Source organism: Paraburkholderia sp. ZP32-5 (assembly GCF_021390495.1).
GTDB lineage: Bacteria > Pseudomonadota > Gammaproteobacteria > Burkholderiales > Burkholderiaceae > Paraburkholderia.
In genome coordinates this window covers 1,626,351-1,649,912 of record NZ_JAJEJP010000001.1, presented here as the reverse complement: position 1 = coordinate 1,649,912, position 23,562 = coordinate 1,626,351, and the positions used below count along the sequence as shown (strand labels likewise).

18 protein-coding genes and 1 pseudogene are annotated in these 23,562 nt (G+C 66.2%); 7 read left to right on the top strand and 12 right to left on the bottom strand.

Going from position 1 to position 23,562, the window contains the following annotated elements:
- Positions 1–192 precede the first annotated feature (192 nt).
- The 6 genes from rluB to L0U82_RS06950 form a co-directional block, all read right to left on the bottom strand.
- The gene (gene rluB, locus L0U82_RS06975; RefSeq protein WP_233829389.1) at positions 193–1,989 is read right to left on the bottom strand and encodes a 23S rRNA pseudouridine(2605) synthase RluB; all 1,797 of its coding nucleotides are present in this window, start codon (positions 1,987–1,989) and stop codon (positions 193–195) included.
- 63 nt (positions 1,990–2,052) lie between these two features.
- Entirely contained in the window at positions 2,053–3,135 is a 1,083-nt protein-coding gene (gene scpB, locus L0U82_RS06970) for an SMC-Scp complex subunit ScpB (RefSeq protein WP_233829387.1), read from the bottom strand.
- 22 nt (positions 3,136–3,157) lie between these two features.
- Positions 3,158–3,484, bottom strand: coding sequence for a hypothetical protein (locus tag L0U82_RS06965; protein WP_233829385.1), 327 nt, complete (start codon positions 3,482–3,484; stop codon positions 3,158–3,160).
- The gene (locus tag L0U82_RS06960) at positions 3,478–3,618 is read right to left on the bottom strand and encodes a hypothetical protein (protein ID WP_233829383.1); all 141 of its coding nucleotides are present in this window, start codon (positions 3,616–3,618) and stop codon (positions 3,478–3,480) included. The genes L0U82_RS06965 and L0U82_RS06960 overlap by 7 nt, the downstream gene beginning before the upstream one ends.
- Positions 3,619–3,674: 56 nt before the next feature.
- Positions 3,675–4,892 (bottom strand): pyridoxal phosphate-dependent aminotransferase, encoded by a 1,218-nt coding sequence (locus tag L0U82_RS06955; RefSeq protein ID WP_233829381.1) that lies wholly within the window; start codon positions 4,890–4,892, stop codon positions 3,675–3,677.
- Positions 4,893–5,175: 283 nt separating this feature from the next.
- Entirely contained in the window at positions 5,176–6,078 is a 903-nt protein-coding gene (locus L0U82_RS06950; protein WP_233829379.1) for a LysR family transcriptional regulator, read from the bottom strand.
- A 405-nt stretch (positions 6,079–6,483) separates the two neighbouring features.
- On the opposite strand from L0U82_RS06950, the pseudogene L0U82_RS06945 reads away from it, so the two are divergent.
- Together L0U82_RS06945 and L0U82_RS06940 are read left to right on the top strand one after the other, a co-directional pair.
- Positions 6,484–6,879, top strand: a pseudogene (locus L0U82_RS06945) (transposase); the annotation flags it as partial.
- 319 nt (positions 6,880–7,198) lie between these two features.
- A complete protein-coding gene (locus L0U82_RS06940) occupies positions 7,199–7,453 on the top strand; it encodes a hypothetical protein (RefSeq protein ID WP_233829377.1) in 255 nt (84 codons plus the stop codon).
- Positions 7,454–7,816: 363 nt separating this feature from the next.
- On the opposite strand, the gene L0U82_RS06935 is transcribed toward L0U82_RS06940, so the two are convergent.
- Entirely contained in the window at positions 7,817–8,137 is a 321-nt protein-coding gene (locus tag L0U82_RS06935; RefSeq protein WP_233829375.1) for a hypothetical protein, read from the bottom strand.
- Between the two features lie 265 nt (positions 8,138–8,402).
- Here L0U82_RS06935 and L0U82_RS06930 point away from each other — a divergent pair, with 265 nt between their 5' ends.
- The 3 genes from L0U82_RS06930 (at position 8,403) to L0U82_RS06920 (ending at position 10,136) form a co-directional block, all read left to right on the top strand.
- On the top strand, positions 8,403–9,122 hold the full coding sequence (locus tag L0U82_RS06930; protein WP_442793630.1) for a YdcF family protein: 720 nt from the start codon (positions 8,403–8,405) through the stop codon (positions 9,120–9,122).
- A 268-nt stretch (positions 9,123–9,390) separates the two neighbouring features.
- Positions 9,391–9,630: a hypothetical protein gene (locus L0U82_RS06925; RefSeq protein ID WP_233829373.1), complete on the top strand. Its 240-nt coding sequence runs from the start codon at positions 9,391–9,393 to the stop codon at positions 9,628–9,630.
- A 248-nt stretch (positions 9,631–9,878) separates the two neighbouring features.
- The gene (locus L0U82_RS06920) at positions 9,879–10,136 is read left to right on the top strand and encodes a hypothetical protein (protein ID WP_008923870.1); all 258 of its coding nucleotides are present in this window, start codon (positions 9,879–9,881) and stop codon (positions 10,134–10,136) included.
- A gap of 183 nt (positions 10,137–10,319) precedes the next feature.
- Here L0U82_RS06920 and L0U82_RS06915 read toward each other — a convergent pair whose 3' ends face one another.
- Positions 10,320–10,610, bottom strand: a complete 291-nt coding sequence (locus tag L0U82_RS06915) for a putative quinol monooxygenase (protein WP_233829372.1) — start codon at positions 10,608–10,610, stop codon at positions 10,320–10,322.
- A 636-nt stretch (positions 10,611–11,246) separates the two neighbouring features.
- On the opposite strand from L0U82_RS06915, the gene L0U82_RS06910 reads away from it, so the two are divergent.
- Complete coding sequence (locus tag L0U82_RS06910; protein WP_233829371.1) at positions 11,247–12,566, top strand: sensor domain-containing phosphodiesterase; 1,320 nt, start codon at positions 11,247–11,249, stop codon at positions 12,564–12,566.
- A gap of 200 nt (positions 12,567–12,766) precedes the next feature.
- Here the strand turns inward: L0U82_RS06910 and arfB are convergent, their stop codons facing one another.
- A complete protein-coding gene (gene arfB, locus L0U82_RS06905; RefSeq protein WP_233829370.1) occupies positions 12,767–13,171 on the bottom strand; it encodes an alternative ribosome rescue aminoacyl-tRNA hydrolase ArfB in 405 nt (134 codons plus the stop codon).
- Between the two features lie 271 nt (positions 13,172–13,442).
- On the opposite strand from arfB, the gene L0U82_RS06900 reads away from it, so the two are divergent.
- Positions 13,443–14,084 carry a VC0807 family protein gene (locus L0U82_RS06900; RefSeq protein WP_233829369.1) on the top strand — a complete coding sequence of 214 codons (642 nt, stop codon included), beginning with the start codon at positions 13,443–13,445 and terminating at the stop codon, positions 14,082–14,084.
- Between the two features lie 45 nt (positions 14,085–14,129).
- Here the strand turns inward: L0U82_RS06900 and L0U82_RS06895 are convergent, their stop codons facing one another.
- The 3 genes from L0U82_RS06895 to recC are packed head-to-tail and all read right to left on the bottom strand — an operon-like array spanning position 14,130 to position 23,355.
- Entirely contained in the window at positions 14,130–16,220 is a 2,091-nt protein-coding gene (locus tag L0U82_RS06895; protein WP_233829368.1) for an AAA family ATPase, read from the bottom strand.
- The gene (gene recB / locus L0U82_RS06890) at positions 16,217–19,933 is read right to left on the bottom strand and encodes an exodeoxyribonuclease V subunit beta (RefSeq protein WP_233829367.1); all 3,717 of its coding nucleotides are present in this window, start codon (positions 19,931–19,933) and stop codon (positions 16,217–16,219) included. The genes L0U82_RS06895 and recB overlap by 4 nt, the downstream gene beginning before the upstream one ends.
- A complete protein-coding gene (gene recC, locus L0U82_RS06885; protein WP_233829366.1) occupies positions 19,930–23,355 on the bottom strand; it encodes an exodeoxyribonuclease V subunit gamma in 3,426 nt (1,141 codons plus the stop codon). Before recC ends, recB begins: the two co-directional genes overlap by 4 nt.
- Positions 23,356–23,562: the final 207 nt, after the last annotated feature.

Sequence of the window (23,562 nt, the reverse complement as noted above, 5' to 3'; positions counted from 1 at the left end):
GAAACATTAAATGCATATTGAATGCGGCGAATGACGAGACGCGAAACCCGGAAAGAACAATCAACAGCTCGCCGTGCTACGCAATTGACATTACAGCTTGCGGCCGGTCGACGACGAGCCGCCAGACGCTAAAACCACCTGACGGCCGCCACGACAACTGGAAGTCGCGCGATCGGCCGTCGGTTGCGTCGCTTAGCGTCCGCGTGAGCGACCACGCGCGGCGCCGCCTCCACGATTCGCGCCGCCCGTGCCGGGGTTCCCCCCAGTGCGGCCAGTGTTATTGCCCCGGTTACCGGCCTGGCCGCGATTTCCGGTGTTGCCCGGTGCGCTGGCCCGCTTGCCGCCAGTACGTGCGCGGTTGCCATTCGGTGACGGCGCGCGATTACCATCGACATCGCGACCACGCTGGCCGCCCGGGGTGCGATTACCGTATCCCGTACCGGAACCTGAGCCCAAACCCGCACCGAAACCACCGCCCGCGGCCCCTCGACGTCCCTGCCCCTGACCCTGACCGCGCGGCTGCTGCTCGAAGCGGCTATGCGACATCAACACCGGCTCGCGGTTGATAAAGCCCATCGACGTCTGCATCGGATCCGGTTGCCGGCGCTCCGGCGTCGCATTGCGCCCACCGCGCTCCTCGCTCGGCGCTTTCAGGCCGACGGACGCCATCAGCGCGCGCACCTGATTGTCCTCAAGCTCTTCCCAGCGACCGCGCTTCAAACCTCGCGGCAGCGAGATCGGGCCATGACGCGTACGGATCAGCCGGCTGACCATAAGGCCAGCCGCTTCGAACATGCGGCGCACTTCGCGATTGCGCCCTTCGGCGAGTGCAACGTGGTACCAGTGATTGGTGCCCTCGCCGCCGCCGTCCTGAATGCGCAGGAAATTCGCGGGGCCATCGTCGAGCTCGACACCGTTCAACAGCTTCTGCCGCATACCTTCCGCGAGTTCGCCAACCACCCGCACCGCGTACTCACGCTCGACGCTATAGCGCGGATGCATGAAGCGGTTCGCCAGATCGCCCGACGTGGTCAGCATCAGCAGACCTTCGGTGTTGAAGTCGAGACGGCCGACCGCAAGCCACTTGGCGGTTTTCATCGGCGGGAGCTTGTCGAACACCGACGGCCGGCCTTCCGGGTCGGCATGGCTGACGATCTCGCCAGTCGGCTTGTGGTAGAGCAGCACCCGCGGCGGCTTGCTGGCCAGCTTGCGCTTGACGGGCTTGCCGTTGATGCGAACCTGGTCGGTCGGCATGATGCGCTGGCCAATATGCGCCGGCTCGCCGTTCACCGACACGCGACCGGCGATGATCAGTTCCTCCATGTCGCGGCGCGAACCCATGCCGGCTTCGGCGAGCACCTTGTGCAGCTTCGGCGCGTCATCATCGGGCGAGAGCACGCGCTTCGGGCCGGCGACCTTGCCACGACGCAGCATCGGCGCCCGCACACCCCCGGTTGCACTGTTGTCGGCATCGAATGCGGGCGACGTCACGTACGAGAACAGATCGTCCTGAGTGGTGGCTTCGGCCGCCGGCGCGGCTTCGCCGCCACGCCGGTTCTGGCGCTGACCGCCGTCGCGCGGTTGACGCTCACGCTGCCCTTCCCGCTGCCCCTCGCGTTGACCTTCGCGCTTTGCGCCACCAGCGCCTGCGTTACGCCGCGCGCCCTGCTTCGCGCCCGCGTCCTTGCGCGGCATGCGCACCTGGGCGACGACCTCGCCATCCGGCGGCGCTTCGGTGACGACCGGCGCGCTCTGTCCCGCCGCGCCTTCCGCCGCCTTCGTCTTCGCTCCGGCACGGCGGCGCGCGATCAGGCTGCGCGGCCCGCGGCGCAGGCCGCGGCGCGGACGCTCTTCGCCCTCTGCTTCCGCGCTCTGGGCCGGGCGCTCGCCCTCGCCTGCCGGCGCCTGGGTGGTACGCGCTTCGTCAGCCCGCGCCGACGGCACGGCGCGCTCGGATTCGGACGAATCGGTGTCGTGGGTATGTGTCAAAACAACCTCAAAATGTCAGGTCGCGCACGCCCGTTGCGGGCGTGGCAAAAAAGTTCGGTTACGTCAGGCGCTGCGCGATTCGGTTTCGTCGTCGGTCAGAAAGCCTGCGTCCTGCGCGGCGTCGCGACGATTCCCGGAATCGTCGTGCACCGCCTCGGGCGAGTTCGGCTCCGCGGCGCGCTCCGTGTTGCGAGACGCGCCCGGGCTGTGTTCGGGTGCTGCCGGATCAGCTTGAGCAGCCGGATCCTGATGTTGCGCCGGGTCGGCGACGCCGGTCTGCGCCGCGGCGTGCGTCGATTCGGTTTGTTCCTGAGCGTCGTGTAACGCGCTTGCCGCGTCAGTCTCCCGCGTCGCGAGAGTCGTGTCCGCTGGTTCCATCGCGTCTTGCTGCGTTTCAGCTACAGGCTCGGTCTGTGCCACATGATCAATCGCTTCAGTCTGCTTCGATTCCGTCAAATCCGCCGCCCCGATCGCGACGGCCGCGGGTGCTTCTTCAACGGACGATGCCGACTCCAGCGGAGACGCTTCGCCGGGCTCACGCAACGCGTCGTCTACCGCTTCCCGCGCGCCTTCAACGTCGCCTTCGGCAAATTCAATCGCATGCTGGCCCAGCAGATCGACGTTCAGTTGCGCCGATGGATCCGCAAGCGGCGGCAATTCATCGAGCGCCGTCAGGCCCAGGTCATCGAGAAACTGCCGCGTGGTCGCATACAGCGCCGGACGCCCCGGCACATCGCGATGCCCGATCACCTCGATCCAGCCACGGTCTTCCAGCTGCTTGACAACCTGCGTATTCACCGTCACGCCGCGAATTTCTTCGATATCGCCCCGCGTGACCGGTTGCCGGTAGGCAATGATCGCGAGCGTTTCGAGCACCGCACGCGAGTATTTCGGCGGCTTTTCCGGATGCAAACGATCCAGATACGAACGCATCGCGGGCTTGCTTTGGAACCGCCAGCCCGATGCCAGCCCGACCAGCTCCACACCGCGCCCAGACCAGTCGTTCTTCAGGTCTTCGAGCAAGGTCCGAACAGTGTCTGCCGACACGCCATCGGCAAAGAGCTTGCGCAATTCGACGAGCTTTAACGGCTCCTGCGCGCAGATCAAGGCAGTCTCGAGGACGATCTTCGCCTCTTGGGTATTCATGCAGCTAGGTCAGACCCTGTGGTCAAAGAACCGGATCAAACAGACGATGTGGAACTGAAGACGCGCTCGCCCGATTCTGATCGGTCATATTGATGGGAGCACGCACCGGGGGGCGGCGAACAGACTTATCGAACCAAACCCAGCCGGACGGAGCGGCGATATTCCTGAAGGGAATCGCGTGACTGAGCGCCATATTACGCAAAAACGACCGGTGCGTAAAGCCGCAATCCCCCGCGCATTTTCTCGCCGCGCGCCAGCCCGCCTGCCTGAAGCGGCTGAGCGCACGCTTGCTGTCGGCAAGCCCTTTCGTTCGCTCGTTTGCGCGATTTTTATCTTCCGTCGCTAGCATGCGGCTTGCGTGCCGGGATGTTCGATCATGCCGGAGCCCATGTTCAGCGCGCCTTCGTTCCAGAATCGGATCGAGTCCGGAATCTCGCCGAATCCAGCGTCCGTTTCGCGCTCAGATCCCGGGCCAAACTTCACGCAACGTATCCGCCTTGCCCCGGCTCGTTGCGCGATCAAACAAAACGCCCGACGCCTCAGACACCTGCGTGCAGTGCGAGAAACCGCTTCAACCGCTCGACACCCTCGTCGAGCCGCGCCGTATCGCATGCATAGCACCAGCGCACGAAGCCCTCCCCCTGCGGCCCGAACGCGCTGCCCGGCGCGACGCCGAGCCCGACCTCGCGCACCATCGCCTTGCACAGCTCGAGGCTACGCGTCGAGCCCGGCATCGAAAAGAACAGATACATCGCGCCCCACGGCGCCTTGACGTCGACGCCCTGCACCGCCGACAGCGCCCGCACCAGATGATCACGCGAGGCCTTCAGGTCACGCACCAGTCCCTGCGTAAACCGCTCGCCCTGCTCGAGCGCCGCGATGCCCGCCTGCTGGACGAACGACGGCGCGCACGACGTGTTGTACTCGACGAGCTTCGCGAGATCGTCCATCAACGCACTCGGCGCAACGATCCAGCCGAGTCGCCAGCCCGTCATCAGCCACGCCTTCGAGAACGAATTCACGCAGATGACACGCTCGTCGCGCGTCGCCAGATCGAGGAACGACGGCGCGGTGCGAGCGCGACCCGCGTCGCCCGCCGGGTCAGCGTAGTAAAGCCGCTCGTAGACTTCGTCCGCGACGATCCAGATGCCGTGAGCCCGGCAATGCTCGAGCACGATGCGCTGGTCGTCGCGGCTCATCACCCAGCCGGTCGGATTGTTTGGCGAGTTGATCAGGAGCATCTTCGTGGCGGGCGTCAGCGCGTCCAGCAATTGCTGGACGTCCAGCTGCCAGCCGTGTTCGCCGTAGCCTAGCGCAACGGTTTCGACGTGAGCGCCGAGAATCTTCGGAATTTCGACCAGGTTCGGCCACAGCGGCGTGACCGCGACCACGCGATCGCCCGCGCCGACCACCAACTGCGCGGCGAGCATCAATGCGTTGACGCCCGCGCTCGTCACCGCGACGTGGTTGGCCGAGGTCGCGCCGTGCAGTTCGCTGACATAGCGGGCAAGGGCCGCGCGCAACGGCGCGATGCCGAGGTTATGCGTATAGAACGTCGCGCCGGCGCTGAGCGCCGCGCTCGCGGCGTCGCGGATGAAAGCCGGCGTGACCCGGTCCGACTCGCCGAACCAGAACGGCAGCACGTCCTCGACGCCAAAACCTGCATTGGCGACTTCGCGGATCTGCGACGGACGCAGCGCACGCACGGCATCGCGCGCGTTCGGGATGGAGGGCACAGGCAGATCCAATTCGCTCATCGAGGCTTCCGGATGTATCGGGGACGGAGATTCAGCAGGCACACTCAACGAGCGTGCTCAAGGAAGGGGGTAGTTTAGCGCGGCGGCCATTCGCGCAGTGGCGACGCGGGCGATGGAATCCGCGCGTGGAGAGAGCTGGGGAACACGATGCCAGCGCAGCAGCGGAGACATCAGACATTCCATGTGCAACCGACGGTGAGTTCCGCTGTATCGCCGCGAAGTCTGCGGCCCCAAGTCTGCACGGCGTCGACCGACCCAAGCCACGCCAATCGCCGCGAACGCGCTAGTTCAACTCCTCCGCCCGCGCCGGCAATTGCCGGATCAGATCCCACACGGCCTCCGCCGCCGGCGACAGCGAACGATCGCGCCGCCGCACCAGTTCGACGCGGCGCTCCGCGCGCGGCACCAGCGCGCGCGCCACGAGCGACGCGCCCGCCGGCAGCGGCAACGCGAGCCACGGCAGCACGCTGATACCGACGCCCGCCTCCACCAGCCCGAACACGGTCGCCGAATGGCCGAGCTCCTGAACCACGGTGGCATTCACGCCCTGCGCCTGCATGGCGGCGTCGATGATCGGCCGGCTGCCGGACGCGTAATCGAGCATCACGAGCTGCTCGCCGTCGAGATCCTTCCATGCCACCTGCTCGCTCGCCGCGAGCGGGTGGTCGTCGCGCGAGACGACGCAGAACGAGTCGGTCATCAGCGTCTCGCTGAGCAGATCGTCGTCGGAGAAAGGACCGATGATCACGCCGAAGTCGACCTCGCCAGACTTCACCTTGCGCATCACGTCGCTCTGCACATCGTCGCGCAAACCGAGCGTCACGTACGGAAACTGCCGCACGCACGAGGCCACCACCCGGGGCATCAGGCGGCACGCGACGGTCGGGCTCGCCGCCACGATCACGCGGCCGCGGCGCTGCTCGCCGATTTCGCGAATTTCGCGCAACGCGTCGTCGAGATCGGACAGCAGCCGCGACACGCTCGACACGAGGTTGCCCCCGACGTCGGTGAGTTGCACCTCGCGCGTCGTGCGATCGATCAGCTTCAGGCCGATTTCGCCTTCGAGCTCACGCACGCAGCGACTCACCGCCGACTGCGTCAGACCGATTTCATCGCCGGCCCGGCTGAAACTTTGCAACCGGGCGACCTCGATGAAAACCCTGAGTTGCCGCAGCGTCACATTCATTTACCCACCTCATCAATAGCGCAATTTGATGCGCATTGTAAGGCTAAATCTTTACTGAACCGTGTTGTTTGCCGGCTCGCCGCACCGCAGCAAAAAGGCGCAAACGCACGCCGGCCGGGACTGTTTGCACAAGATTGGTGATTGTCCCGATTTGCGAGATGGGTTTTTTGGATTCATATACGGCCCTGGTTGGCGCCCGCGCTAGCCCGCCGCCACGGGGCTTTGAGGCGATTGAAATCAAATTGGCACACTTCATGCGTTGAGAAGCGCATAGGGTCGGCGCCATGATGACTGAATAGCAGACCGTGGCAAGCCCGTCCCCTTTGGCACTCGCCAGTTCGAGTGTGTGAAGAGTGCGCGGCGCGGGGCAGCGCACCGGAGTTAGCTTCGCTGAGGTGAAACATGATGCTGTTCGACGATTTGAGAGACAACGAGTGGGCGCTGGTCGAGGCTTTGTTCTGTGCCGAGCCGGCGCGTAGCGAACGGCGCGGACGGCCGCGCGTGGAAGCGCGCGCGGTGGTCAATGCTGTGCTGTGGGTGTTGTCGACGGGCGAAGGCTGGTCCAAGCTGCCGGGCCGCTATCCGTCCCCGCCGACTTGCCGCCGGCGCTTCGACGAGTGGCAGGCCGATGGCACGCTCGCCGAGATTGTGAAGCGGCTTGGTACCAGCGGCCGTGAAATTTCGCTGCGCGGCCGCATCGGGGCCACCGCCGCGAAACCGCCGGCACCGCCGAGCCGCGACCGTCTGCGCGGCGCGTTCTGGACCAATCCGGAATCGTGGCGCGCCCCGGTCAAGATGGCCTGAGCGAAACTATGTTGTCACCGGGCGCCTGCGGGCGCCCGGTTTTTATCTCCCTCCGCCACGCTATTCACGCGTCGCACCGCGAACCCATCTGGCTCGCTGCGGACGGACACTTTCGGTCCGTGCGCGCAAGGTTCAGCGCCCTTTTTCCGCTCGACGCACCCTCCTGTTGCTGCGCTGCCTCTGACCCACAAAACCGCGGATCGCTCCCGGAGAAACATCCATTTACTATTAATTACAGCGTCCTTTCTTGAGCCGGCCTACCTTTGCTCATATGCAAACAGGCCTTGCACCAATGGGCTTGAAGGGGATATTCAGCATGAAACCAATGTCACTGCTGTTGTGCGGCATTGTGATTTCATCGATAGCTACCGCGGCATCGGCCCAGCAACGTCCGCAAGGATGGAACTGGCGGCCGGACCGGGCGGCTACTCTGGAAGCGTGGCAGCAAAGCGAAGCGCACAATCGCGATTTCACCCCGCCGACGCCTCGCGGCGATTTGCGGGGCGATATCGCCAGCAATGTGCGCACGCGTCCCGATGCGCCGCGCGGGGACCCGCAGCGGCGTCGCTAGCGGGGCGGGCCCGCGTGACCGTGTGATCAGCCACGCGGCTCGATAGGAGGCAGTTGCAAAGCTGGGCGCCGAAGCTCGCACGGCAGCGAATGTCAGGGAACCACCGGGCGCCTTGCCAGTCTGATTTAACGCCATTAGCACAGCGTGGCAGTAGTAATTCCGGTACGCCCGTATCTTCGCGATACGGGCTTTTTTTTGCACACGGCACGGCAGCCGATGCAACGGCACGGTCTCGTAACTATCGAGGATACGGGAGATCGCCGCCGGACATGCTGCGCAGACTGGGCGGCGAAGGAAATCAGCCCATCCGGTCGGGCGAGGCGCCTGAGCGGACTATGGACGTGAGGAGTCGTGAACCTGGATCTAAGACCTGATTTCGGCGGCGGCGGCCTGCGGCTCGGGCGCGACCACCACATAGTCGTTCACGCGCTGCACGGTCCATGTGAGCAGCCGTTCGTCATGCTCGAGCCGCGCGAATTCGGCTTTGCCCCGCTCGGTCAGTACCGCGATGTCGACTGGCGCATGAAAACCCGGCGCCGGCGCGACGGTGCGCTGCCGGACGGTGTCCATCAAACCCAGCGCGCGAAGATATTGGAATACGCCTGGCCGTCTGGCCCAGGGAACCTGACGATATTGCGCTCGCCGCAGCGCTTCGAGTACCGCTTCGTTGGAATACGTCGTCATCTCACTTCTTTCTTAAAGTGCAGCCATGACACATCGATGCCTACGCGTCACCGCGCCACCGGTAACTTGCGCGGCACCCGCCGCTGCCCGGAAGCTCGCCGCGTGTCGAGCGGCGGAATTCCCGCCAGACGCTGCCGGGTCTCGGTTTCGGAACCCCGTTTGAACGTCATGTTAGCGTTCTCTCCACGAACCGACGATGCAACCGCCGCGGCGCGATGGCAAGCCCGTAGATTTATCCCGAAAGACATACGTTACCCCATTTAAATTGATTCTATTCACTTTATTGGCGCTTTTTTTTGCAGCAATCGTGCTATGGAAGCGTGCGCGCCGCCCCCTCATCGTGTGCACGATCGCACTGTTCTGGCTGCTCGCGGCCGGCTGGCTAACCGCCCCGCTGCTCGATCTCGCGCAGCCGCATCGACAAAGCGCCGCGCCGGCCACGTTCGCACCGCGCACCGCGATCATCCTGCTTGGTGGCGGTACGGTCTACGATGACGACGACGTGCTCGTGCCGCCACGCGACGCGCTCTCGCGCATCGACGTCAGCGCGCGAAACTACGCCGCCTGCAAGCAGACGGCGGCCACCTGCCAGGTGATCGTGAGCGGCGGCAATCCCCAGCGGCATAGCGCGACCGAAGCCGATACCTACCTGCCTTACCTGCTGCGCCATCAGGTAGCGCGCTCGGACATCGTGCTCGAAAAGACCAGCCGCACGACCTATGAAAACGCCCGCAATGTCGCCGCCATTGTCGGGCAATCACATTACGACACGTTGATCCTCGTCACATCCGCGTATCAGATGCCGCGCGCGCTGCTCGACTTCCGCTGTTTCGGCATCGCGCCGCAGCCGCAGATTTCGAGCGCCCGGCACGCGCGGCTCGGCGTGCTGCCGCACGTCGGCAATCTCGTGGCGGCGGAAATCGCGCTGCATGAGCTGATTGGCATTGCGCAATTCCACGTGTACCGGGCTATCGGCTGGTTCTGACCGCGCCAACGGGTCGCGCGGTTCGATCTCGCGACGGCCTTGTCCAAACCACGCACGCGATGGAGCAATCGCTTCAGGCCCTGGCGAGCGCCGTGTCAACTCCCACAAGGCGCCGGGGCCTTTGCCGTGCGCGGGCGTTACGAGATGTAACAAATGTTCATCGTCGTTACAAAGCCATCCGCTGGAGTAGAGTTTGCTCGATAGAATGCATTGTCTTTCCCAACGGACAGGCAATACTCGGGTCCACCACCACTCTACGGAGGTAACGATGAAGAAAGTGTCCCTGGCGATCCTGGTTTCCCTTTGTGCCGCGGCGGGCGCGGCCTATGCGCAGGACAACGGCATCACGACGAGTACCGATCCGGCCAAGGCCGCGGACATCGAACAGCGCGCGCAGGATCTGCAAAACCGCCAGCAATCGATGGAAAGCGCACCTGCCATGCCGGCCAAGCAGCATAAGATGGCTCCGCATCATCACAAGAAGGCTGCCGACGCGTCGGGTACCTGATAACGCGTCACAGTCCCGCTTCGCGGCGTTGCCGTGAAGGTAAAAAAGCCGAAGCTGGCGTCCGCCGGTTTCGGCTTTTTTGTGACCCGATCAATGTCGAAGATGGTTCGGCAAAGCGTTGTGTCGAACGCCCGGGCATCACCGCGCAAGGCCCGGCGGCGCGGCGCGTTCGGTATGCTAAAGTCGCGCACCGACCGGCGGCCCCGCCGGCATCCCTAACCCGTGCGCACCCTGGTGCGGAGGACAGCATGAGCAATATCCAGCTAGATATCGAATGGACCGAAGCAGCATCTCGCAAAATCGAAAAACTGATGCCGCGTGGCGGCCAGGAAGCCTACCTTGCGCTGCCGCCCGTCGAATGCCTGCCGATGGAAGGCGATGTGCTGTTTCTCGGCCCAGCTGGCAAGCAGCAGCCGTTCATCGTCGCGGAGCGCCAGTACCATCATGACGGCGACGCGGACTGGACCATCATCCTGATTCTCGACGTCCCGCAAGCGACTCACTGATCGTCGGCGGCGCGCCCTGTGGCATACGCGGCGGCTCGAAGGCCGCCGTACCGGTTCGCGCGCTACGTTGTTCCCCAGCTCGTCTCAGTCCCTCGGCTCGCAGCACCGTCTTTGCGGGTTATTCCGCACCGCTGCCGGCCGCCGGCCCGGCGCATTCACTTCCGCTGACACCCGCATCGAAACTCAGGCGATCTTCGACACCACGCGAATTTCCGAGTGTTCAACCCAATCCGCGACGGCTTTCCGATACGCCTGGATATGCGCGGATTTCGCATGCGCGGCGAGCGCTTCCTGGCTTTCCCAGCGCTCGACGAACACAAACCGGCGCGGCTCCTGCACATCGCGATGCAGGTCGTACTGCAGCGCACCCTGCTCGTTGCGCGTCGGGCCGACGATCCCTTCGAGCGCCGCGCGCAATTGCTCTTCATAACCCGGCTTTGCCACCGAAATTGCGACGACTGCGATTTCCGCCATGCCTGTTCTCCTTTTCACGAAAAGCAGCAGCATACCCGTCGCTCGCGGAACCTGCCGATGAGCGGGCCTGCGAACGCACCTGCGAGCGCACCGCCAGTCCACCCGCAAGCACGGCGACGCATGAATCCGGTCTTTGCCCGCCATGCGAGCGCTTGCGCGGCGCAGGCAAAAACCGCTGACAGCGCGGCCGGCAAGGCCCCGCAGCAAGCCCGCACGGGCCTCACAGCGGGCGCTAACATCTGAGCACCGTCCTTGCCTGGAGTTTGGCGGGCGGCAGCTTACCGCCCTGCTACGCTCGGCTTGGTACGGCAAGCGACTACGATTGAGAATCGGTTTTCGCGCATGGCAAGCGCGCGAAACGCTCCGGCGCACGGGCTCTCGACGCGCCGCCGACCGGTCGATCGCGACCGGTTTGCAGGCGATTTTCTCGCTCGGGCGTTTGTGATTACCCGCACATTAATACGTGTTGCAAGCTGCTAGACTCGTTTTGACCAATTCGCCGGAGTCCAGCATGGCTGGCGTCGCTCTCCGCGTTCCCGGGCCGTATTCGTGTTGCCCCGGCGACGCCTCGGGCGATCGATTGCTGTGCGCCGATGGGGGTTACGTACCCCTTCACCCGCTTGCCGCAAGAGTCCCATGTCAGCTCTCATGCCCGCGTCCATGCCATCCGTCAGCGAATTGACTCTGAGCGGTCTGCTCCCGCATCTGGTCCGCGGCGAGTCCGGCTGGACCGCGACATGGCGGGCGCTGACACTGCACAGCGTGTTCCAGCCGGTGCTGTCGGTCACGCATCAGTGCGTGGTCGGCTACGAGGGTCTGCTGCGCGCGTTCGACCCGGTCGGCCTGCCCGTTTCGCCCGATGTGCTGTTTTCCGGCACGCGCTCGGCCGCCGAGGCGCGCGAGCTCGACCGCATCGCGCGCTGCCTGCACGTCGCGAATTTCATGGAGCAAGGCATCAGCACCGGATGGCTGTTTCTGAACACGCGGCCGCAGGTGTTCGAGACCGGCTGGCCGCAGCGTGCCTTCATCGATGAGCTGTCCGCGCATTTCGGCCTCGCGCAGGAGCGCATCGTGATCGAAGTGCTCGAACAGCCCGCCGACGATGAATCCGCTGTCGCCAGCATGCTCGCCGCGTCGCAACCGCGCGACTTCCTGATTGCGATCGACGACTTCGGCACCGGCTTTTCGAATTTCGATCGCGTGTGGCGCTTTCGCCCCGACATCGTCAAGCTCGACCGCTCGCTCGTCGCGCGCGCCGGCAAACGCGAGGGCGACGAATCGATGATCAGCCACCTGATCGCGATGCTTCATCAGTCGGGCACGCTGGTACTCGCCGAGGGCGTCGAAACCGACGAGGAACTGATGATCCTGATGCAGGCCGACGTCGATTTCGTGCAGGGCTTCTGGTTCGGTCAGCCGAAAAGCTCGGTGCAGGCCGCGTGCGCGAAAGTGCCGGCACTCGTCGCATCGATCTGGAGCAAGTTCGCCGATTACGAGCGCGCGCACGCGGGCCACCAGCGGCTCGGCTTCGAGGGGTTCGCCGAAGCGGTGCTCGCCGCCGCCGATGCCTACGAGGCAACCGGCGACCTCGAGCTGGCCGCGCAAAAGGTCTGGCATCTGCCGGAAGCACGCCGCGTGTTCGTCACCGATGATCAGGGCGAGCAGACGCTTCCGTCAGTGACCGCGGCCTCGGTGCCGCCACCGCCCCGACGGCTCGCGCCGCTCTATGCGCAGACGCGCGCCAACTGGTCGCGGCGCGCGTATTTCCGCCACGCGCTGGCGGCGCCGGGGCGTGTCGCGATGATGGGCCCGCACTATTCGCTCGCCGATGGTCAGGATTGCTACACCGCGGCGATCGCGTTCGAGCGCGACGGCACGCAAGTGCTGTGCGTTGATTTCGTACCGGCGGCTTCGAGCACGGATGCGCGCGCCAGCAAGCGGGGTGGGAAGCGGTAGTAGTCAGCAGGTGTGAGTGGTGACGGCTAGTGAACGGTGCTAACCGGTTGGTGGCCGCTCGTGCGTGTTGGAGCGACCGCACAGCATTGTTCATGGACGTGAATGCCTCGCCGCGCGAACGACACGTTTCGATCTGATGCAGCGCGGCGTCGGCGCGACACTCACTCTGACGCACGTCACGCCGTTGCCCGCGCCTGCTGTTATTCGTGCACCCGGCCCCGCCCGGATTTGACCTCGCCGCGCTTCGCCTTGTTATCCAGCCGCCGCCGATTCGATGCGCGTGTCGGCCGGGTCGCGACGCGCGGCTTACGCGTGACGCTCACGCTTTCGATCAGCTCATCGAGCCGCGCGAGCGCGGCCTCCCGGTTCATCTCCTGAGTCCGATACTCCTGCGCCTTGATGATGATCACACCATCACGCGTCAGCCGATGATCGGACAGCGCGAGCAAGCGCATCTTCAGCACCTCGGGCAGCGACGAAGCGTGCACGTCGAAGCGCAGATGGATGGCACTCGAAACCTTGTTGACGTTCTGACCACCCGCTCCTTGCGCACGCACGGCGGTCAATTCGATTTCGTTCGGCGGGATCGGATAGCGGGATGTCATGAGTGGAATGCGGTGAAGAGCGTTCAGTGTACAGGCCACGGCGATGGGCCGTGACGGGCAGGTCGCGTGTGAGACTTTGTCAGACTTTGCGCGAGTGGGATGCGTCTCCGTGCGCGGCTGTGCGTGGACCTCCGTGGTCTTGCATCGCCTCCGCTCCGAACGACGAATGCGCGCAAGATGCTACGCCGAACCGGCCGTTCGGCACACAGCCATTTGCGCGCGCGCCCCCCGTTCGTCGATACTGCATGCTTCTCCCTCGCCGCAAATTCATATGAAAATCCGCCCCGGTTTCGTGCTCGAACTGGCCATCAACTTCCTGCTGCCGTGGCTCGCGTACCGGCTGACGTTGCCGCACACCGGCGAAACGGGCGCGCTGATTGCATCCGCGGTGCCGCCACTCGTATGGAGCGCGATCGAGCTGGCGCGCTTTCGCCGCGTCGACGCGCTGAGCGTGATGGTGGTTGCCGGCATCGTCCTGTCGGTTGCGGCCATGGCGCTCGGCGGCAGTCCGCGCATGCTGCTGTTGCGCGAGTCGCTCGTATCCGGCGCGATCGGCGTGCTGTTCCTGCTGTCGTTGCCGATGCGCCGCCCGTTGATCTTCTACCTCGCGCGCGCGACGGTCGCGCGCGAAATGGAAGGCGGCGCCGCGCACTTCGAAGCGCTGTGGCGCGAGCGCCCAGGCCTCGCCCCAGCCATGCGCACGATGACGCTCGTATGGGGCGTCGGTCTTACCGCCGAAACCGCGTTGCGCGCATGGATGGCGCTCACATGGCCGATCGAACGCTTCCTCGTGATCTCGCCTTTTATCGGCTACGGTATCTACGCCGGCCTAGCGTTATGGACGCTGTGGTACCGCAAGACGATGCGCGCCCGCGTCGCGGCGGTCGCGCCGGCTAGCGAGGTCACCGGCTAACGATCGCGCGTATTCAGACTCACCGCATTCGAACCCGCCGCTTCCCTACCCGCCTTCATCCGCGCGCCGCCACGCATCGGCGATCCGCGCATCCAGACCCGAATCGCGCTGCGTCGGCGTGGTGATCGCCTGAGCAAGCACCGCGCGCGCGCCGATCACTTCGACGCGTTCACGCGCTCGGGTAATCGCCGTGTACACCAGTTCGCGCGACAACACCCGGCTGAACGCGGCCGGCAGCACCAGCACCGCGTGCTCGAACTCCGAGCCCTGCGACTTGTGGACCGTCAGCGCAAAGGCCGTGTCGTGCGGCGGCAGCGCGGCCGGCGACACCGCCCGCAGACCGCCGTCGCCGGTGCGGAAATACACACGCAGCGCGTCGCCCGCGCCCGGCAACGCGATGCCGATATCGCCGTTGAACAGGCCCAATGCGTAGTCGTTGCGCGTGACCATCACGGGCCGCCCTGCGAACCACTGCGCGCCGACCGCGAGCGTGACTCCCGCCGCGCGTCGCACCTGGGCCGCCATCGCCGCATTGACCTGATCGACGCCGCGCGGCCCGAGGCGGGTCGCGCACAGGATGCGGAAGCTGTTCAATGCATCGAACAGCGGCAACGGGTCGGGCGTATCGGTGGCGAGCGCCGCGGCAAGCGCATCGGCGTACGGCGCAAAGCCCGCGGCAAGCCGCGCAACGGTGCGCTCGGCCAGCGCGGTGTGCGCGTCTTCATACAGCGCCGCCGCGCAAGTTTCAGCCGGGTCGATACGCAAGACGTCGAGCGCGGTGCTCGCCGAACCGTTGCGAATCGCGAGCGACAGACGACCGATCGGGGATTCGAGGCCAAAGCGGTAGTTGCGTTCGAGCCAGACGACGCAGTCGGCGAGCGGATCGCCGATGCTTGCTTGCGGCGCGGCTCGCTCGGTCCGTTCAACTGGATCCGGGATTACGCTATCGAACAGATCACCCGACGGGTCGGATTCGAATGTTTCCGGCATGCCGGCGGGCACGAACGGGGCTTCCGGCGGCAACCCATCGGCATCACGATGCGACTCGCGCGGCAACGCGTTCACAAGCCGCTCTTCGTCGATATCGAGCGCCAGCGCGACGCGCCGCAAGCCGCGCGGAGTAAGCGACGGCCGCGCGCTGAGTTCGGCGAATACCGCGCCGGCCTCGACCGCCGCAAGCTGGTCCTTGTCGCCGAGCATCACGACGCGCGTGCGCGGCGCGATCGCATCGAGCAGGTGCGTGGCCATCGCGACGTCGATCATCGACGCCTCGTCGATCACGACCACGTCGTACGGCAGCGGATTGTCGCGATGATGGCGGAAGCGCCCGCCGGGCCCCGAGCCAAGCAGACGATGCAGTGTGTACGAGGTTTGCGGCAGACGCGCGGCCAGTTCGGCCGGCAAATCGCCGGCGCGCGCGAGCAACGCCTCCTGCATCCGCTGCGCCGCCTTGCCGGTCGGCGCAGCGAGCGCGATGCGCAGATCGGCGCGCGCATCGAGCAGGCACGCGAGCACGCCGACAACGGTCGTGGTCTTGCCGGTACCGGGTCCTCCGCTGACGATCGTCAGCCGCCCCGATAACGCCATCACCGCCGCGACGCGTTGCCAATCCACTTCGTCGTCTTTCGGCGGCCCGAAATAGCGCAGCAGACGTGCGCGCAATGCCTGAGGATCGGTGTCGCCATCCGCATCCGCCGCCGGGCTCTCGCCCTTTGCGTGTGCAACCAGCGCGCGCGCCAGACGACGCTCGTAATCGTAGTAGCGGGCCAGATACAGCCGCCCCTGCGCATCGATCACGAGTGGCCGCAACGCCGCCGCGCGTCGCTCGCCATCGCTCGCCATGCCGCTCGCGAGCAGCGCCGCGCGCACCTCGGCGCTCGACGCCTCGAAGCGCCGCGCCAGCATCGCGAGCGGCACGCACACATGCCCCTCGGCGGTCGCGCGGCTCGCGGCGAACGCGCCGCGAGCCGCCCACTTCACCGCCTCGGTCGACGCACCGCCGCGCCGCGCGAGCGTGCCGATGCGGCGCGCGAATCCCTCCGCGAGCGCGATGCTGAAATCAGCCGGCGCGGGCAGATTGACCCCGATGTCCTCGAGGCCGAGCGCCGGCACCGCGCCTTGTTCGAGCACGCTCATGCGCCACCTCCGATCATCGCTGCGTCGAGCAGCGCGACCAGTTCAAACGGTGCGCGCCGCCTGTGCACGCCGGCCGGACCGTCGGCGTCGCGCCAGTCCGGCCGCACGCCGCGCACGAACAGGTATAGATAGCCGCCGATATGCGTGTCGTACGTGTAATCGCGCACGCGCGTTTTCAGATAGCGATGCAGCGCAACCGTATAGAGCAGCGCCTGCAGGTGATACGCATGGCTGGCCATCGCCGCTTCGAGCGGCGCGCCGGCATAGTCGGCGGCCGTGTCGCCGAGATGGTTCGATTTCCAGTCGACGATCCAGAAGCGGCCGTCGTGCTCGACGATCATGTCGATAAATCCTTTGACAAAGCCTCGCAACACGCCGGGCTCCAGCGCAACGTCCGGGTAGCCGTACTCGATCAGCAACTCGCGCAGCCCCGGAAAGTCGAGCGACGGCGCCGCGAACAGAAACTCCAGTTCGTTCAGACGCCGATGCGGATCGAGCTGCGCGAGCGTCATGCCCGGCACGAGTTCGGTCGACACGATATCGCCGATCAACCGCTGCATCATCGCCGGCAGGCGCGCGGCGAGTTCAGGCTCGGCCGGTGCCGGACGCTCGCGCAGCGCGCCGCGAATCGCATCGGGCCATGTACTCGCCTCGGTGAAATCGGCAAGTTCGAACATGCGATGCAGACAGTCGCCGGCTGCCGCGCCGCGCGGAAACGCGAGGATGTCGTCGTCGGCATGCGTGGTCGCGGCCGACAGCTGCACAGACAGCGGCCCAAACAGCGGCGCGGCTTCGAGCGCGTCGGCAATCTCGTCGTGATCGGGCCGTACCTCCTCCTGCGGCACATGCGCGTGGGCGTCCGCGCTCTTGCTGCCCGCCGCGATCAGGCCGCTGAAACTCGCCATCCGCCATTGATCGCGCAGTAGCCGGCGATTCGCGCGCGCGTGCAGATGCGCGCCGTGATCCTGCAGAATTTCGAGCGGCGTGCGGCGCGTGATTTCGGGCAACGGCTGCAACGTCACCGGGCCGCCTGCGAGCGCCTGCCAGCTTGCCGCCAACGCGGCCTCGTCAGGCGGCTCGGAGAGCCACGCATCGAACGTGTGAGCAGCGCCGCCCACGAGCCAGTTCAGCACACTGCGGCGCGACTCCTTCGTCGAACGCGACGACAGATAGGTGCCCGCAACCAGATAGCAGCGATACACCGCGCGTGTGAGCGCCACGTAGACGAGACGCGCGCGCTCGGCCGCCTGCTCGCGCACCGCGTAACGCGACGCGCGCTCCGCTTCCTCATCGTCGCAACCGTAGTGCAATACCGCATCGCCGGTGTCGTCGTGGTACTCGCGCGCATCGGGCAAGCCCGACGACGGCGGCTCGCGCAAGCCGCCGTCGTTGAGGAACGGACAGAACACGACCGCGTATTCGAGGCCCTTCGACTTATGGACGGTCACGATCTGCACCAGATTGCGGTCCGATTCGAGCCGCAACTGCGCCTCTTCGCCACCGCCCTGGTCGCGCTGCGCGGCGAGCCAACGCAAGGTCGGCGCGATGCCCGGCTGAGTGGCGGCGCGCGCCTGCACGAGTTCGGCGAGGTGATTCACATTGGTCAGACGGCGTTCTCCATCGGGGCCGGCGACGAGCCGTTGCGCGACACGCAGCTCACGCATCAGCGTGCGCCACATCACCGCGAAGCCGCGTTCGTGCCACAGCATCCGATAGCGCGAAAAACGCTCGACCCAGCCCATTGCATCGGTGGTCTGTAGCGGGTCGTCGAGCGCCACCGGCGCATCGGCGACCTGCGCGAGACGCCACAGCGCGGCGGCGTCGAGCCCGAGCCAGTCGGTCGCGAGCGCGGCACGCAAACGCCGCAGATCGCCGGGGGTATCGATTGCGGCCAGCACGCGCTCGATCTGCTCGGCATCGAGCGTCGCGAATACCGAGGCCTGCGCAAGCTCCACGCTGCCGACGCCCCACGCGGCGAGCACGCGTTTGACGAGACTGCCCTGCTTGTGGGTCTGCACCAGCACCGCGATGTCGCCGGGCGCGAGTGGCCTGTCGCCGATCGTCACCGCGCCTTCGCGCGCACCGCGCAACAGCCGCACGATCTCGGCCGCGCACGCTTCGCTCGCGGCGCGCTGCGCGGCCGCTTTGCTCAGCGCCGCGTCGCCTTGCGGCAGCGTCCAGACGCGGAAATCGCCGCCACTTGCGTCCGGATCGGCAAACGGCGCGCGGCGCCGCTCGCCCGCGCGAACCGGCTGATAGTCGAGCCCGTCGAGCACGAACGCCTGTGGGTTGGCTTCGAAAATGCGGTTGCAGGCTTCGACGATCGGCGCGGTCGAACGCTGGTTGACCGCGAGCGTGTAGCACGCGGATGCGGATGCGCGAGCGGCGAGATAGGTGTGCAGATCGGCCGCGCGAAAACTGTAGATCGCCTGCTTCGGATCGCCGACCAGAAACAGTGGCCCGGCGGGCGCGAAGATCCGGCTGAAGATCGCGAACTGCAGCGGATCGGTATCCTGAAACTCGTCGATCAGCGCCGCCGGATAGCGGCTGCGCAATGCATCGGCGAGCCACCCATGAGCGGCCAGCGCACGGTACAGATTCGCGAGCAGATCGTCGAACGACACGACGCGACGAGTGCGCTTGCGCGCCACCAGTTCGGCCGGCGCGTAGTCGAGCCATGTCTGGATCAGCCCAAGCCAGCGCGCGCGCTGCGCGGCTTCGGCCGCAACCACCGCGGCCGCGAGCGCTTCGGCATGCTCGAAGAACGGATGCGCGGGCGGCTCGAACTTGACCTTGGTCGCCTTCTTCAACGCCGATGCCGTCAGCTTCACCGCGGCCCGCGGCGGTGGCGCATGACAGTCGCCCTGCGCAAAGTAATCGCTCCACGCGGCGATCGCCGCGCTCACGTGATCGGGCTTGTGCGAGGTCTTGCTCAGCCGCTCCTGGGCTTCGGCGAGCAGACTGACGATCGCGTCGCGCTCCGCTTGCCAGATCGCGCAGGCGGCATCGAAGCCGGCTTGCGCGTCAGCGCCCGTGCTGCTCACGTCCACGCCGCCCCAGCGCAATTGCGCAAGCGGCTTTTTCAGACGCCGCGCGAGCTGTTCGTCGAGCGACGCGGGCCCGGCGCGCTTCGCGACCAGCCAGGCGGCAAACGCCGGGTGAGCGTGCGCGACAGGCTCGACCTGCTCGCGCCAGAAATCGGCAGCGAGTTCGAAACGCAGCGCGGCGTCGTCGGCTTCCATCTCGAACGCGAACGGCATGGCCGCGGCGAACGGCGCTTCCTGCAACGCGCGCTGACAGAACGCGTGAATCGTATGGATCGCAGCCTGATCGAAGGTGCGCAGTGCGCGCCGTACCACCTTCAACGCAGCCTCACGCTCGATACCGTTTTCGGGCGCGAGCGTCGTTTCGAACAGCCGCTGGATAAACGGGTCGCCGCCGTCGTCGTCCATCTCGATCGCGCGATGTAGCTCGGCGAGCCGTCCGCGTATGCGCTCGTGCAATTCGGCGGTCGCGGCCTTCGTAAACGTGACGACGAGGATCTGATCCGCGTTCAGATTCTTTTCGAGCAGCAGACGCACGTACAACGCGCAGATATTCCACGTCTTGCCGGTACCCGCCGACGCTTCGATCTGATTGACGCCGTCGAGCGGACAGGCAAACACGTCAAGTTCATCGGCGACCAGCGTGTGATGGCGCAGCGCGTCGCTCATGATGCGCTCCGCAGATGCTGGATCAATGGCTCGAAGACGATTGCGGCGAGACTGCCGAACGGTTCGTCGAGTGTCAGCGGCGTGCCGCGCAGCGCGATGCGCAGCGCCGGGTCGTCGGATTCTCCGCGCACGCGGTCGTTGATCCACACACCCTGCGCGGCCGATTCGCTTTCGCTGATCCGCGTCCACGCACTCTTCGGGAAAAAGCGCAGCGGCAGCCGGCGGCCGGCCTTGAACAGCGCGGCGAGCGGCGCGAGTTCGTCGAGCGGTGCCGCGACCGGCGCGAACTCGAAGCTCTCGCCGCTGCCGTGCCAGACGGTGCGGCGCGGGCCATCCGGCTGCGCCGCGCAATAGACCAGATGCGCGAGCCACGCGGACAGATAGTCGCGCGCGCTCGGTTTCGCGTAACGGAAAATCACTTGCCCGGTTCCGGTCAGCAGGTTCAACGTGCCGCGCAATTTCAGCGGCGTTTCGGCGGCCTCGTGTAGCAGCGCGTCGTGCGCGCCGAACAGCTTGACGGCGAAGTCCGGGCTATCGGCAGCAGCGGTGCTATCGGGCCAGCGCGGTGCGAGATCGAGCACGAACGGCAAACGCTCGATGCCGGACGCCACTTCGCGGCGCACGCTCGTCGCCAGTTGCCGCAACGCTGCGAGTTCGCGCGCGCGCCAGACCGCGCCGGTCGCGCCGCCGGGCAGCTCGGGGCTCGCCTCGGCCACGCGCTGCACGCGGGCATTCATCACATCGTCTTCGATGCCGGCGTCGAGCAGCACCGGCAATAGACGCTCGGCGAGCGCATCGCGCCCCGCGTAGTCGAGATCGAACGGTTCCGTGTCGAGCAATTCGCCCTGCGCATCCGCTAGCGCGATACCGAGACGATCGCGCAGCAGCGCGCGCGTGGGGTGGCGCCAGAAGCGCACGAAGTCGTCGAACTCGGCTTCGTCGGTATCTTCGGGCGGCAGCGGCTGGTCGAAGAACGGTGCGGCGCCCGGATGCCGAGGTTCGGCGAGCAGCGTCGCCAGTTCGGCGCGGTCGGCGTCGTATGTGAAGAGATCGGGCTTCGAGGCGAAATAGTCGGACGCGAATGCCTGCAACGGATGCTCGACGATAAATTCGCGCCGTGCGTGGTCGACCTCCGCCGGACTCGCGCCCTCGCCGGCCGATACCTGCGCGAGGTAATCGAGCAGTTCGTCGACGAGTGCGGCCGGCGGCAGCGGTGCGTTGTCGCGAATGCTGCGGCCCGTGTAGGCGATGAAAAGGTGCTCGCGCGCGGCAAGCAGCAGATCGAGAAACAGATTGCGCTCGTCGTCGCGACGCTGACGGTCGCCGGCCTTGCCGAACGCGGCCATCAGATCGAACTCGTCGGCACGCGCGAGCGACGGCAGCACGCCATCGTCCATACCGAGCAGACAGACGACGCGAAACGGCAAGCCACGCAGGCTGGTGAGCGACGAAAACGTGACGCTGCCCCATGGCACGCCGCCGCGCGCGGGGTCGTCCAGCGCTTCAGTCAGCGCGCCGCGCACCACCGACGCCGGCAACGGCACATCTTGCGCGCCGGCCTGCATCGCGTCGCTCATCGCATCGATCGCGTCGCGCACCGCGGCAAGCGCGTCGGCAAACTCGACGCCGCCGTCGAAGCACTGCGCGAGCGTTTCGAGCAAAAGCCGCGACCATTCGGCCGGCGTTCGCTCGATCGCGCACTGCGCGGCGAAGCCTTCGATATCGTCGACGAAACGCGAAAGCCGGCCAAGCAACTCGGCGTTCGAACCGCCCGCGCCTTCGACCGGCAGCCAGGCATCGACCGGCTCGCCACCGGGCGGCATCGCGTAGCCGAGATAGAGCCTCGTGAGCGCATCGGCGAACGTGTGGCGCGCGACCGGCACGTTTTCGCCAACCGGTTCGAGCGGCGCGAGGCCGCGGCGGGCGCCCGCCGCTGCCAGCCATTCCTGCGCGGCTTCGAGCGAACTGGGATCGATTTCGTAGCGCACGGCGATCGCGTCGACGCGCAGCCATTCGATCAGGTCCGGCGCGCCGACACTGCGCTCGGGCAGCGCGAGCCAGTCGAGCAGCACACGCGCGACCGGATTGGCCTGCGATGGCGGCAAGCCGGTAATCCGATACGGAATGCGGCGCGTATCGCCGGCGGGCGTCGTGCCGAACACCGCATCGATCAGCGGGCCGGCGGCTGCCAGGTCGGACACCGCGACCAGCACATCGGACGGCTGCAGATCGTCGAATTCGTCGAACCAACCAAGCAGCCTGTCATGCAGCACTTCCAGCTGGCGCGACAGGCTATGGCAGACGTGCACCTCGATGCCGCGCTCGATCGGCAGTTCATCCACGTCGATCTCAGCACGCAGATCGAGGATGCCGTTCTGCACCGCCGCGAGCCAGCTCGGCTCGGGGTTTTCGGTGAAGTCGCCGGTTTCGGCGGACGCGGCGCTCTCGGTCAGTTCGTGCAGCATGTGCAGTTGCGCCTGGGTCTGCCGTCCCCATTCGGCGAGCAGCGGATGGCCGACCTCCTGATAGTCGAGTTGCCCCGCTGCGTCGAGCGCCTGCACGCGGCCTTCGCTGACGACGTCGAACCAGAATTCACGGCACGGATTCATCACGTACAAACGCACGTCGACCCAGCGCGACAGCGCGCGCAACAACTCGATGTGCAGCGGCGGCATGGTCGGCAGCGCGAATACGCTGACGGCCTCCGGCCATCGCGCGTTCGAGATCGCTTCGAGATCGAGCGTGCCGATCTGATCGAGGAAACGGTACGCGGGCGGCAGCGCAATAGCAGGCGTATGCGCGTGCCTCGTAGCCTGCTCCGCGGTCTGTGCTACTTCCGCGAGCACCGCGCGCCACAGCGCGGCCTGCCAGCGCTCGTCCTCGCGCGCCGCCTCGCTCGCGCCGATGAGACGCGGGCCGGTATCGGGCGCACCGTGCTCCGATGCGCCACCCGCGAAGATCGAGCCGCCCTTCTGCCACTGCAGCAGCCATTCGGGGCGATAGGTCAGATAGTGATCGAGCACGGTCGCGACGCGCTGCGCGAGTTCGTAGCGCATCGACGCGTCCGCCGCGTCGAGATAGGTACGCAGACGCGGCGACGCGTTCCACGGCTGCGACTCATCGGTGTCGCCAAGCAGTCGGTAACAGCGCCACACGAGCCGGTCGGGCGCGAACGGCGAATGCCGCGGCACCTCGATCACGCCGCCGATCTGTGCCCACAGCCATTGCGCGAGGTAACAAAAGTTAATGTTTGCGCAGATGCCCTGGCGCGTCGCGATATCGAGTTCGAGCCGCCTGCGCACGGCCGCGCTCGGCACGATCACGGGCTGCGCGGTCCATGGGTCGGACGGCGCGCGCGCAAGGTCATCGAGCAGCGCGCCGACCAGCGTTTCGTAGCGGTTCGAATAGAAGAGCTGGAGCATGAATTCCGGATCAGATGCTGCACGAAGAAGCGGCACGCGGCCGGCTCGCGAGAGGCATGCGCAAGCCATGGCGGACATTGAAGCGACAGCATAACAAACGCGCTCCCAGGGCATAACCTGGCCAAACGGCCGAGGTCAGAACGCGGGCAAAATCAGTTAGACTCAACGGCAGTTTCGCGCTGTCTTTTCAACTTCGGTTCTCTCGGT